Genomic DNA, 12489 nt, shown 5'->3' on the forward strand with positions numbered 1-12489 from the left:
CGCGGTCAGGCGCCGAGGCGCTCGATGAGCTCGCGGTAGCGGGCGGCCGTGCGCTCGACGATCTCGTCGGGGAGGACCGGCGGCGTGCCCTGCTTGTCCCAGTTGGCGCTGAGCCAGTCGCGCACGATCTGCTTGTCGAACGAATTGGTGCGGTTGCCCTCGGCGTAGGTCGTGGCGTCCCAGTAGCGGCTGGAGTCGCTCGTCAGGACCTCGTCCCCGATGCGGATCTGACCGTCGGCGTCGTGCCCGAACTCGAACTTGGTGTCCGCGATGATGACACCGCGCTCGAGGGCGATCGCCGCCGCCTCGGAGTAGACGTGCAGCGAGCGGTCCCTGAGCTGCGTCGCGACCTCGGCGCCGACGAGCTCGACGGTCCGGTCGAAGGAGATGTTCTCGTCGTGCTCGCCCTGGGGTGCCTTGTACGCGGGCGTGTAGATCGGCTCCGGCAGCCGGTCGCCGTTCGAGAGCCCGGCGGGGAGCGGCACGCCGCAGACGCTGCCCGACTCCTGGTACTCGACCCAGCCGCTGCCGACGAGGTAGCCGCGGACGACGCACTCGACGGGGAACATCCGCAGGGGCATGACGTGCATCGAGCGGGAGGCCACCGAGTCGGGCACCGGTATGCTGGTCGCCGTCGGGGTCAGCAGGTGGTTCGGGACGTCGCCGAGCTGGGTGAACCAGAACCGGGACAGGCGCGTGAGGAGCTCGCCCTTGCCGGGGATCGGCGGCTCGAGTGCGAAGTCGTACGCGCTGACGCGATCCGACGCGACGAGGAGCAGCTCGGTCGCGGTGGCGACCGAGGCGGTGTCGGCCGGGACGTAGAGCTCGCGGACCTTGCCGGAGGAGACGTGCTGCCAGCCGTCGACCGCGGGCGCGCTCATCGGGTGACCTTCGCGGCGATGTCGGTGCGGAACTGGGCACCGTCGAGCGTGATGTCGTGCAGGCCGGCGTAGGCACGGTCGCGGGCTTCGGTGAAGTCGGAGCCGGTGGCGACGACGCTGAGCACGCGCCCGCCCGTCGCGACGAGGTCGCCGTCCAGCAGGCCCGTCGCGGCGTGCAGCACGGCGACGCCGTCTCGGGCGTTCGCCGCGTCGATGCCGGAGATCGGACGGCCGGTCTGCGGGTTCTCGGGGTAGCCCTGGCTGGCGAGGACCACCGTCACCGCGGCGTCGTCGCGGAACTCGGGCTCCGGAGCACCGCCGAGCTGCCCCGTCGCGGCCGCCAGCATCAGCGCGCTGAGCGGGGTCGCGAGGCGGGGGAGGACCACCTGGGTCTCCGGATCGCCGAAGCGCGCGTTGAACTCGATGACGCGGACGCCCTGCTCGGTGACGATGAGCCCGCAGTAGAGGAGCCCGACGAACGGCGTGCCCTCGTGCTCGAGCCGGCGGACCGTGGGGAGCGCGACGAGGTCGGCGACCTCTGCCACGAAGGCGGCTTCTGAGCCCCATCGGTCGGCGAGCCAGGGCAGCGGCGAGTACGCGCCCATGCCGCCGGTGTTCGGACCGACGTCGCCGTCGCCGAGACGCTTGTAGTCCTGTGCGGGGCTGAGTGCGCGGACGTCGTGACCGTCGCTGAGGAAGAACAGCGAGACCTCTTCGCCGTCGAGGAACTCCTCGACCACGATCGGACCGTGCTGGAGCCAGTAGGTCGCGTGGTCGATGGCGGCCTGACGGTCCTCGGTGACGAGGACGCCCTTGCCGGCGGCGAGCCCGTCGGCCTTGACGACGTGGGGTGCGCCGAGTTCGTCGATCGCGGCGACGGCTTCGTCGATGGTGCCTGCGGAGACCGGGCGGCCCGTCGGCACGTTCGCCGCCGACATGATGCGCTTGGCGAAGGCCTTCGATCCTTCGAGCGCTGCAGCGGCCTTGCTCGGACCGAAGACCGGGATGCCGCGGGTGCGGACGGGGTCCGCGACACCGGCGATGAGCGGCGCTTCCGGACCGACCACGACGAGTTCGATGCCGTTCTCGATCGCGTACTCGGCGACGAGGGGCCCGTTCGTCGGGTCGAGCGACACGGTCTCGACGTCGGCGGCGATGCCGGCGTTGCCCGGTGCCGCTGTGATGACGTGGCCGGCCTGTTCTGCCAGGAGTGCCGTGATGATCGCGTGCTCGCGGGCACCGGAACCGAGGACGAGGATTCGCACCCGATCACCCTACCGAGCCCGACCGCCGGCTCGCGATGCACCGGCTAGCCTGTGGACATGCCGAGCAGGACCATCGACGACGCCGAGGGAGCCGTGGCGCTCCGAGCCGTGCTCGCCGGTGCGACGGACCGGCCGACGACGGCGATGGCGGTCAGGTGGACGCTCCAGCGTCTCGCCGAGGACGTCCCGGGGAACAGCGTCGAGGTGCGGGTCCCGCCGTTCGCAGCCGTCCAGGCGGTCCCGGGTCCGAGGCACACGCGCGGGACACCGCCGAACGTGGTCGAGACCGACGCGGCCACGTGGATCGCGCTGGCGACGGGCACGCTGACCTGGACCGAGGCGGTCTCGGCAGCGCGGGCGAGTGCGTCGGGCGCGCGGGCGGACCTCACGGCATACCTGCCGGTGCGGACCGGCGTCTGACGACACGCCGAGTGCATACCGATCGGCATCGAATTAGGTAGTCCCTACCGATGTGGCACGGAGACCCTGGCACGTAGCGTGGGAACCGAGTTGAAGTCGCCGGGATTCGGACCCGACCCGAACGGGTCCGAACCCGGCGACAGCGACCACCGTACGCGATGTCCGGCCCTTCGTGTGCACCATTCGGCGTGGCGTGCTGCATTCCGCAACGGAACTGCGGTTCCCGGCCCGCAGAGCGCGCATCAGAGCAGCTCGGCGAGCTCCGACCGTGCGTGCAGGTCCCACTTGCCGAACACGCGTGACAGGTGGGCGTCGATCGTCCGGACCGACAGCCCGAGCTGCTCGGCGATCCGCCGGTTCGAGAGCCCCTGGGCAGCCAGTGCCGCGACCTCGTACTCGCGGCGGGTGAGCGGAGGACGCTGCGCCCGAGCCGCCGTGACGGCCATGCCGTGCGTCGCGAGGACGGCTTGCGCGTCGGCGATCCGCGTGCGGTCCCGCGACCGGATGGCGTCCGCGTACTCGACGATCGCGCTCGCGAGCGGGCCGTCGACCCGTGTCGCTGCTTCGCGCATGCGGTCGAGTGACGCGGTGGAGTCCCGCCCGTTCAGCATGTCCATCGAGTAGTGCAGCGTCTGCGCGTACAGGACGTGCATCCACGCCCCGCTCGCGGCCGCCCGGTCCATCAGCTCGTCGGCGTGCCGGAGCCCAGCGGGGTTGCCGAGCACCGCCTCGGTCCAGCAGATGGTCGTCGCGATCTGTTCCCCGGTGATGCGCATCGCCCGAGGCGGGGTCGCTCGGGCGTGCTCGAGTGCGGCGTTCGCCTCCTCTGCCCGGCCGGAGAAGGCGTACGCCATGGCGAGCCGTGCCCAGGGGTAGGCGCCGAAGCCACCGTGGTCGGCCACCGCGTACCGCTCGCACGCGGCCGAGAACGCCGTGATCGCGTCGTCCCACCGGCGCTGCCCGATCGCGAGGTTGCCGGCACCGATGAGCTCGAGGGTGAAGTCGTACTTCAGGAACGGGCTCGACCGGTTGAGCGAGACCTGGGTGATGAGGCCGTCCATGTCGCCCCGCCACACCTGGACCTGGTGCAGCACGGACATCAGCTCGCCCACGCTCCACGGAGCCTCTTCGATGTGTGCGGTCGCGGTCGTCAGCGCCGCTGTGCCGAGGCGCATCGCGTCGTCGAGCCGGCCGGCCGTCGCCAGTGCCATCACGGCGCACGGCGCGAGGCAGAGGAACGACATCGGCACGGTCGGGGCGTCCACGATCCCGGAGCGTTCGATCTCGGCACGGATCTCCCCGAACCGACCGCCCCAGCCGAGGTGCGACAGTCGGAGCAGGCGGAGCCGTTCGGCGGCCTCGGGACCGACGAACCCGATCGCGACGTCGGTCAGGGCGACGGCCGCCAGGGTGTCGTCGTCGTGGAACTGCCGGATGTTCGCGAGCGTCTCGCACGCCTCGATGACGGCGTCGTCGTCGACAGCGCCGGCACCGGCGATCGCCCACGCCGCCTCGGCATCGGCACGTCCGGCCTCTCGACCGTCGCTGTACCCGTGGGCGAGCGACCGCAGGCAGAGCGCGGCCACCCGCTGGGTCGGCGAGAGCTCGGCCCGGAGCGCGGCGGTGGCCAGGGCGACCGCGCTCTCGAGCTCCTGCAGCCGCACGGCGACGTGTGCCGCGTCCAGCAGCTGCGGCACCGGCGGCAGCACCCCGCACTCGAGCGCCCACAGTGCAGCCCGGAGCCGCGCGGCCGGCAGTGCTCCGGAGTCGAGGTCGGCGCGGAAGGCGTTCGCGCGGGCGAACAGCATCGTCCGGCGCGCGACCGGCACCAGGGACCGGACGACCTCGCCGACGAGGGGGTGCGACGGCCGGACCGCTGGGGCGCCCTCGTCGAGCGAGTCGATCCGGACGAGTCCGAGCGCGACGACCCGGTCGACGTCGCCGCCGCTCACCAGCCCGAGCAGTCGGGACAGCGGGATCGGATCGGCGAGCGCGACGATGTCGACGACGTCGCGGAGGTCCTCCGGCAGTGCGCCGAGTTCCGTGCGGTACATGTCGGCGAGGCTGTTGGACGCGGTGATGCGCCCGCGCCAGTACCAGCCGGACGCCGTGTGCTCGAGGGCCCCCGACGTCAGCGCGGCACGGACGACCTCTCGGAGGTAGAGCGGGTTCCCGGCGGTCGCCCGGTGCACCCGTTCGACCGACGCCGCCTCGAGCGGGGCTCCCAGCGCCTGGCCGATGAGCGCCGCGGTGTCGTGGACGTCGAGCGGGTCGAGGTCGATCCGCTCGAGGACGTCGTCTTGCCACAGTGCGCGGAGCGGCTCGGCGAGCGCGGTGAAGTCGCGGCAGGTCAGCACGATCCTGGCGCCCTGGTTCCGCACGAGCCACGCGACGTACCTGGCGGAGATCGCGTCGAGGTGGTCGGCGTCGTCCACCCGCAGCAGCAGGTCGCGGTCGACGAGGTCCGCCGTTTCGCGCAGCCGCTGTTCGGCGCCCGCCTCGTCGGCGAGGAGCTCCTCCGGGAGTTCACCGAGGCGCTCGGACACGGCGCCGAACGGCATCGACGCCCCGGTCGCCACGGCGGTGATCGGCACGACGAGCGTCCTGCCTTCGGTGTCCCGTCGTGCGACCCGGTCGGTCACCCGTGCGGCAGCGGTGCTCTTCCCGAGCCCTGGTGCGCCGACCAGGGCGACGCTGCACCGGTGGTCGGCGACGACGGCGACGGCGCGGTCCTCTTCCCGCCGCTGCGCGATCGGCCACGAGATGCGCGCCGGGACACCGGGGTGTCGGTCAGCCGCCGTCGATCCGTTCACCCCGCGTCACCTCCACCCGTGGGATACCACTCGATCCGCTCCATCCTCTCGCGGATCCGCACGCGAACACAGGCCGGAGCACGTCCCACAGTGGGGGACAATGGACTCGTGAGCAACACCGATCGACCCGACGACGCTCCGGTCCCGACGCCCGGCACCGTCTCCTCCTCCGACGAGGTCACCATCCGTCGCGCCCCGAAGTTCGGCGTCTTCATCGTCGGTGGAGCGCTCCTCGGCTTCGTCGTCACGCTGATCGTGATCTCGCTCACCATGAACCTCGACCGCGGCGACCAGGTCGAGACGCAGAGCTTCGGGAGCCTGGTGGGGTACTTCGGCCTCTGGGGCGTCGCCATCGGCGGGTTCGTCGGCGCGCTCGTCGCGATCGTCCTCGACCGCGTGCTCTCCCGCCGCGCGGCGCGGCTCACCGCGGAGCGCGTCGAGGTGGAGATGCCGCCGGAGACCGTGGAAGGCGAGATCGAGGACCACGGCGACCAGGCGCGGTAGTCGCGACCAGACCAACGGACGGGAGGCCCGGTGCCAGCTGGCACCGTCCCTCCCGTCCGTCGTCTCGTTGCGTCAGCTGAGCTGGTTCGCCTCGACCCAGGAGAGGTACTCCGGGCTCACCGTGCCGGTGACGTACTCACCGGTGAAGCAGCTCATCTCGAGGTCCGTGACGTCGGAACCCTCGATGATGGCGTCCCGCATGTCGCCGATCTCCTGGTAGATCAGGTGGTCGCTGCCGAGCACCCGGTTGATCTCGGGGATCTTGCGGTCGTGCGCGATGAGCTCCGCGCGGGTCGGCATGTTGATGCCGTACACGTGCGGGAAGCGCACCGGGGGAGCGGCAGAGGTGAAGGTGACCTCGTTCGCGCCGGCGGCACGGGCCATCTCGACGATCTCCTTGCTCGTCGTGCCGCGCACGATGGAGTCGTCGACGATGAGGATGTTCTTGCCCTTGAACTCGGACGACATCGCGTTGAGCTTCTGGCGCACGGACCGCTTGCGCTCCGCCTGCCCCGGCATGATGAACGTCCGGCCGACGTAGCGGTTCTTGTAGAAGCCCTCGCGGTACTCGATGCCGAGCTTCTGTGCGACCTGCATCGCTGCGGGACGGCTCGAGTCCGGGATCGGCATCACGACGTCGATGTCGCCGGTCGGGGCGTGCTGCGCGATCGTGTCAGCCAGACGGTTGCCGAGGCGCAGGCGGGCGTCGTAGACGGAGATGCCGTTCATCACCGAGTCCGGACGGGCCAGGTAGACGTACTCGAACGAGCACGGGACCAGGCGCGGGTTCGCCGCGCACTGCCGGGCGTGCATCGTGCCGTCCATCTCGACGAAGATCGCCTCGCCCGGGGCGACGTCGCGGACGATGTCGTACCCGCCGGACTCCAGCACGAGCGACTCGGACGCGACGACCCACTCGGACTTGCCGGCGTCGTCGAACTTGTGGCCGAGGATCAGCGGCCGGATGCCGAACGGGTCGCGGAACGCGAGCAGTCCGTGCCCGGCGATCGTCGCGATGGCGGCGTACGAGCCCTCCACCCGCTGGTGCACGCGCTCGACGGCGTCGAAGACCTGGCCCGGGTCGAGGTCGGCCCCGCGCACCTGGCCCTGGAGCTCGTGCGCCAGGACGTTCACCAGGAGCTCGGTGTCCGAGCTGGTGTTGAGGTGCCGGCGGTCGATGTCGAAGAGTTCACGCGTCAGTTCCCGCGTGTTCGTCAGGTTGCCGTTGTGGACGAGGACGATGCCGTACGGCGCGTTCACGTAGAACGGCTGCGCTTCTTCCTCGTTGCTGGCGGCACCCTTCGTGGCGTACCGGACGTGGCCGAGCCCCATGGTGCCGAGGAGGGCACGCATGTCACGGGTGCGGAAGGACTCGCGGACGTGCCCGCGGGTCTTGTGCATGTGGTGGATGTGACCCTCGACCGTGGCGATGCCCGTCGAGTCCTGTCCCCGGTGTTGCAGGAGGAGCAGAGCGTCGTAGATGGATTGATTAGCAGGCCCCTGCGCAACGAGGCCGACGATGCCGCACATTCGCGGTGTGCTCCAGACCGTAGAATCGGGTGGTACCGAACAAGTCTGCCATGCCACGACGGAGGACTCCGCATGCCCAACCCGTACGCAGAGGCCGGGGTCGACACCGCCGCAGGTGATCTGGCCGTCGAGCTGATGAAGTCCGCAGTCGCGGCGACGCACAACGACTCGGTCCTGGGTGGTGTCGGTGGGTTCGCCGGGTTGTACGACGTCTCCTTCCTGAAGGACTTCTCACGGCCGCTGCTCGCGACCTCGACCGACGGCGTCGGCACGAAGGTCGCCATCGCGCAGGCGATCGACAAGCACGACACCATCGGCCAGGACCTCGTCGGCATGGTGGTCGACGACATCGTCGTGGTCGGTGCGAAGCCGATGTTCATGACCGACTACATCGCGTGCGGCCGGGTCGTGCCGTCCCGGATCGCCGACATCGTCGCCGGGATCGCCCGCGGCTGCGCCGAGACCGGCACCGCGCTGGTCGGCGGCGAGACCGCTGAGCACCCCGGGCTCCTCGGGCCGGACGACTACGACGTCGCGGGCGCGGCGGTGGGCGCCGTCGAGGCCGACTCCGTGCTGGGCGCCGATCGCGTTCTCGACGGGGATGTCGTCCTGGCGATCGCGTCCTCCGGTCTGCACTCGAACGGGTACTCGCTCGTCCGGCACATCCTCTCGACCCGCGGGGTCGGGTACACCGACTCGCTGCCGGAGTTCGGAGGGCTCGTGGGTGAGGCGCTGCTCGAGCCGACCCGGCTCTACACCTCCCCGCTGCTCTCCGTGATCTCCTCGAGCGACGGTGCGGTCCACTCGCTCTCGCACGTGACCGGTGGTGGCATCGCGGCGAACCTGGCACGCGTGCTGCCCGTCGGCTCCTGGGTCGAGGTCGACCGTTCGACGTGGGAGCCCCTCCCCGTGTTCCGCGTGCTCGCCTCCATGGCGGGGACGCCGATCGAGGACACCGAGAGCACGTGGAACCTCGGCATCGGCATGTTCGCGGTCGTGTCCGCTTCGGCTGCTGCGTCGGTCGCCGACGCGCTCGGGACGGCCGGGCTCGCGGCGTGGCAGGTCGGCACGGTGTCGATGTCCGCGCGGGACCTCGACGGGTTCGAGCAGGGGGCGAAGGGCGTCGACGGCGGCGCCGTGCGGCTCGTGGGGAGCTACGCCGGCTGAGTCCGCGCGGGGTCGTCGGGTCGCCGTGACGACTCGACGTGGTCGCTCTGTCGACGCAGGACGACACCGTCGTTGTCGTACGACAGCGGGCCTGTCGTTGATTGCGGGCGCAGGATGTTGCGGGTGCGGGCTGTCGTCGCGCGCAAGGTGCGACACCGTCGTTGTCGTACGACAGCGACCCTGTCGTTGGTTGCGGGCGCGGGCTGTTGCGTGTGCAAAGTGCGACAGCGCCGTTGTCGTACGACAGTGGGCCTGTCGTTGGTTGCGGGCGCGGGCTGTTGCGTGTGCAAGGTGCGACAGCGCCGTTGTCGTACGACAGCGGGCCTGTCGTTGGTTGCGGGCGCGGGCTGTTGCGTGTGCAAGGTGCGACACCGTCGTTGTCGTACGACGGCGGCCCTGTCGTTGGTTGCGGGCGCGGGCTGTTGCGTGTGCGGGCCGTCGTCGCGCGCAAGGTGCGACAGCGCCGTTGTCGTACGACAGCGCCCCTGTCGTTCTGGGTCGCGAGGGCGAGCGGCACGCGGAAACGCCGCGTCACCCCGGAGGGTGCGCGGCGTCAGCTGACCAGGAGGTCAGGCGGACTTGTTCTGGTCCTGCTGGGGCTCGAACTCGTCGTCGCCCTCGAGCTGGTCATCCCCGTATTGGTCTGCCCAGCGGTCGACGTAGGAGTTCTCGTCCGAGTCGTGCCCGGCGGAGAGCTCGCGTTCGAGCGCACCGTAGTTCGTCTCCGGGCTGAAGTACTTCAGCTCCCGGGCGACCTTGGTGTGCTTTGCCTTCTGACGGCCGCGCCCCATGCGTGACCCCCTCGTGATCGGCTCGTGTCCGGTGCTACGGGAGACGAGTCATCACCCGGAGAATCCGAACGGTTCGTGGTTGGAAATCTGCCGATCACTCTACCATGTACCCCTATCTGGACATGGCCGAGCGGTGCGCGCGTCCAGCAGAATCGGATGTGATGACGGACGCGACACCGACCCCTGACGACCAGCACGCCCGGGTGGTCGTGATCGGTGCGGGGCAGGCCGGTCTCTCCGTGGCCTACCACCTGCGGCGGCTCGGACTGCGGCCGGGGAGCGACCTGATCGTCCTGGACCGGGCGCCGAGCACGGGCGGCGCGTGGCAGTACCGCTGGGAAGCGCTCCGGCTCGGGTCAGCCCACCGCGTCCACGACCTCCCCGGCATGCGGGCGATGGGCCTGCGGTTCGACGACGCCGATCGGTCCCGACCCGCGCGCGACGTCGTCGGTGAGTACTACCGCCGGTTCGAGCAGCACTACGACCTCCAGGTCCGACGGCCGGTCACCGTGACGAGCGTCACCCGTGCGGGAACCGGACTGTGCGTGACGACCCGGACGCCGGACGGCCGTGTCGCCCGGATCACGGCGGATGTGGTCGTCTCCGCGGCGGGCACCTGGGGCACGCCCTTCGTCCCGTGGTACCCGGAGCGCGACACCTTCCGCGGGCGGCAGATCGACACGACCGAGTACCGGTCGGCTTCGGAGTTCCGGGGGCAGGACGTTGTCGTGGTCGGCGGTGGGACGAGCGCGATCGGCTTCCTGCTCGAACTCGACGGTGTCGCGCGGTCGACGAGGTGGTTCACCCGTCGACCCGTGGAGTGGTCCGACACCGCTGGGCTCGACCTGGAGTCAGCGGTCGCCGCGGTGGACGAGCAGGACCGCGCGGCCCGGGCGGGGGAGACCCTGCCGAGCATCGTCAGCGGCACGGGCGTCCCCGTTTCACGCCGCATCCGCGCGGGGATCGACCGCGGGATCCTGCACGCGGAACCCGTGTTCGTCGGGATGGAGCCGGACGGGGTGGTCACCCGCGAGGGCGAGCACGTGCACGCCGACGCGGTGATCTGGGCGACGGGCTTCCGGGCCGACCTCCGGCACCTGGCACCGCTGCGGCTCCGGACAGCGGGCGGCGGCGTGGTGGTCGCCGACGGGCGGTCGGCGGACGAGCCCCGGTTGTTCCTCGCCGGCTACGGTCCCCAGGCGTCGACGATCGGGGCGAACCGGGCGGGCCGTCTCATCGCGCGCCAGGTGATGGACGCGCTCCCCGTCCCCTGAGTGGCACGAGTCTCGCCTCGACCGACGCGAGACTCGCGCTGAGCGACAGTTCTCGGGCGCGAACCCGCGAGAAGTGTCGCTGAGCGCGAAACGGGGAGCGAGGCGCGAAGCGCGAGGCGTGAAACGGGGAGGGGCGCAACGCGAAACGGAGCCCGGAAGGCGCCCCTACGCAGGCAGCGGCTCGGCGACACCACGCCGACGCCGCGACGCGCGCAGCACCAGCGCATCGAGCGACAGCCGGCCCGGCCCGGTCAGCGCCACGGCGAGGGCACCGGCGGCCAGGACGAGCACGTACTCGAACCCGCCCTCCTGCGAGAAGAACCCGGCGGACGCGTGTGCCAGGAACCCCGCGACGACCATGTCGACCGCGAGCAGCACGCCGACGACCCTGGTGGCGACCCCGAGCACGAGGAGCGCACCACCGACGAGCTCGAGCCCGGCGACCAACGGCGCCGCGATCGATGCGAGCGGCACTCCCAGGCCGGCGAATCCGTCGGCGACGGCGGGGATGCCCTGCCCGAACTTCTGCGCGCCGTGGGCGATGAACACCACGCCGAGGACGACGCGGAGGACGGTGAGGCCGATCGAGGTCGATGTCGTTCGCATGGCCCCGACCGTAACCAGTGACGTGTCATCGATCGCCCCTCGTTCGGGGGTCTGCCCGGGTATCGCCAGGACATGCCCAGCCCCGGGTCCCCAGAACGACGGACAGCGCCGACGACCGACACCGAGCGACGCGTCAGGAGTCGCCGCGCCCCGTCTTCGACTGCAGTCGGTCGATGTGCTCCGACGCCTCGGCCTTGGTCAGGTCGGCGGGGAGCTCCTCGCCGGCTTCGCGCGCCAGGGTGTCGAGGTAGCTCCGCTGCGGCCCGGTCATCGGCTCGTCACCGGTGACCCAGGTCTCCGGGTCCTTGCTCGCGTCGGTCGTGGGGTCGGGGCGTGCGCCGCCGAGGGTCTCACCAGTGCTGTCACTCATGTGCGGGACGCTACGCGCGACCCACGACACCGCGGTCAGCCCGAGCGCCCCCACGGGGGACAAACGTCAGCCGGACAGCCGGACAGCCGGACAGCCGGACAGCCGGACAGCCGGACAGCCGTCAGACCGGTACCGCCGTGTACCGCACCAGGTCCGGCCCGACCTCGTTCGCCGCGATCGGCACCGACCGCCCCTCCCGGGTGATCCAGAGCGTGTTGCCCGGCTCGTCGAGCCGCTCGACCGGGGACAGCGACCCGTCCAGCAGCACCGCGGCGGACACGCTCACCCGTCCGGACGCGGGCCGCGGCGGGAGCCCCGGCACGTCGTCCGCGTACGCCGGGTACGTCCCCGGCGCCAGGAGCGGGCTGATCGGCGTCGTCACGATCTCCACGCCGGCCGCGCCGGAGGCGGTCACCGCGTCAGCGGTGACGACGACCAGTCGGACCACCTGGTCCTTCGGCAACGGCAGGTCCACGACCCCCGACCCGGCCAGTGCGCGGAACGCGGGCCGACCGTCGGGGCCGAGGTGGGCCTCCAGGCCGTCGATGCGGACGCGACCGCGTCCACGCGTGTCCGCGTAGGTGCCGGGCTGCAGGTCCGAGCGACGCGCTTCGAGCGACGACACCACGATCCGGTCGGGTCGGTACCAGTCGCGGAGGGTGGCCGGGTCGACCCAGCCGATGCTCGCAGTGCCGACCGGCCGCTCGTCGAGCGCGCCGATCGGGTGCTCGCCGCGCACCGCGACGAGCCCCTCGTACCGGTCGTCGGAGTGGTCGAGGACCTCGACGCGCTTGGACACCTTGCCGCCGTGGCCGTCGAACGTCGCGAAGGTGCGCAGGTCGGGTGCGTCGGTCATGGGTTCAGATCG

The 12489-nt window shown here is 71.3% G+C and carries 12 protein-coding genes; 4 read left to right on the top strand and 8 right to left on the bottom strand.

The window, feature by feature from the left end; genetic code table 11:
- Positions 1-5 precede the first annotated feature (5 nt).
- Together AAEP80_RS06635 and purD are read right to left on the bottom strand one after the other, a co-directional pair.
- A complete protein-coding gene (locus AAEP80_RS06635; protein ID WP_420366439.1) occupies positions 6-881 on the bottom strand; it encodes a phosphoribosylaminoimidazolesuccinocarboxamide synthase in 876 nt (291 codons plus the stop codon).
- A complete protein-coding gene (purD, locus tag AAEP80_RS06640) occupies positions 878-2146 on the bottom strand; it encodes a phosphoribosylamine--glycine ligase (RefSeq protein WP_420366440.1) in 1269 nt (422 codons plus the stop codon). Before purD ends, AAEP80_RS06635 begins: the two co-directional genes overlap by 4 nt.
- A gap of 57 nt (positions 2147-2203) precedes the next feature.
- On the opposite strand from purD, the gene AAEP80_RS06645 reads away from it, so the two are divergent.
- On the top strand, positions 2204-2566 hold the full coding sequence (locus AAEP80_RS06645; protein ID WP_420366441.1) for a sterol carrier family protein: 363 nt from the start codon (positions 2204-2206) through the stop codon (positions 2564-2566).
- A gap of 242 nt (positions 2567-2808) precedes the next feature.
- Here the strand turns inward: AAEP80_RS06645 and AAEP80_RS06650 are convergent, their stop codons facing one another.
- Positions 2809-5379 carry a LuxR C-terminal-related transcriptional regulator gene (locus AAEP80_RS06650; protein WP_420366442.1) on the bottom strand — a complete coding sequence of 857 codons (2571 nt, stop codon included), beginning with the start codon at positions 5377-5379 and terminating at the stop codon, positions 2809-2811.
- A 108-nt stretch (positions 5380-5487) separates the two neighbouring features.
- Here AAEP80_RS06650 and AAEP80_RS06655 point away from each other — a divergent pair, with 108 nt between their 5' ends.
- On the top strand, positions 5488-5883 hold the full coding sequence (locus AAEP80_RS06655; protein WP_420366443.1) for a hypothetical protein: 396 nt from the start codon (positions 5488-5490) through the stop codon (positions 5881-5883).
- A gap of 72 nt (positions 5884-5955) precedes the next feature.
- Here the strand turns inward: AAEP80_RS06655 and purF are convergent, their stop codons facing one another.
- A complete protein-coding gene (gene purF, locus AAEP80_RS06660) occupies positions 5956-7413 on the bottom strand; it encodes an amidophosphoribosyltransferase (RefSeq protein ID WP_420366444.1) in 1458 nt (485 codons plus the stop codon).
- A 72-nt stretch (positions 7414-7485) separates the two neighbouring features.
- On the opposite strand from purF, the gene purM reads away from it, so the two are divergent.
- Positions 7486-8580 (top strand): phosphoribosylformylglycinamidine cyclo-ligase, encoded by a 1095-nt coding sequence (purM, locus tag AAEP80_RS06665; protein ID WP_420366445.1) that lies wholly within the window; start codon positions 7486-7488, stop codon positions 8578-8580.
- A gap of 569 nt (positions 8581-9149) precedes the next feature.
- On the opposite strand, the gene AAEP80_RS06670 is transcribed toward purM, so the two are convergent.
- Positions 9150-9371 carry a DUF3073 domain-containing protein gene (locus AAEP80_RS06670; RefSeq protein ID WP_281266916.1) on the bottom strand — a complete coding sequence of 74 codons (222 nt, stop codon included), beginning with the start codon at positions 9369-9371 and terminating at the stop codon, positions 9150-9152.
- A gap of 161 nt (positions 9372-9532) precedes the next feature.
- On the opposite strand from AAEP80_RS06670, the gene AAEP80_RS06675 reads away from it, so the two are divergent.
- Positions 9533-10645, top strand: coding sequence for an NAD(P)-binding domain-containing protein (locus tag AAEP80_RS06675; RefSeq protein WP_420366446.1), 1113 nt, complete (start codon positions 9533-9535; stop codon positions 10643-10645).
- Between the two features lie 165 nt (positions 10646-10810).
- Here AAEP80_RS06675 and AAEP80_RS06680 read toward each other — a convergent pair whose 3' ends face one another.
- From AAEP80_RS06680 to AAEP80_RS06690, 3 genes are all read right to left on the bottom strand, one after another.
- A complete protein-coding gene (locus AAEP80_RS06680; RefSeq protein WP_420366447.1) occupies positions 10811-11251 on the bottom strand; it encodes a DoxX family protein in 441 nt (146 codons plus the stop codon).
- A gap of 133 nt (positions 11252-11384) precedes the next feature.
- Positions 11385-11621 carry a DUF3072 domain-containing protein gene (locus AAEP80_RS06685; protein ID WP_281266919.1) on the bottom strand — a complete coding sequence of 79 codons (237 nt, stop codon included), beginning with the start codon at positions 11619-11621 and terminating at the stop codon, positions 11385-11387.
- A gap of 121 nt (positions 11622-11742) precedes the next feature.
- Complete coding sequence (locus tag AAEP80_RS06690) at positions 11743-12477, bottom strand: hypothetical protein (RefSeq protein WP_402728138.1); 735 nt, start codon at positions 12475-12477, stop codon at positions 11743-11745.
- Between the last annotated feature and the right edge of the window lie 12 nt (positions 12478-12489).

The organism is Curtobacterium sp. L3-7 (genome assembly GCF_048756585.1).
GTDB lineage: Bacteria > Actinomycetota > Actinomycetes > Actinomycetales > Microbacteriaceae > Curtobacterium.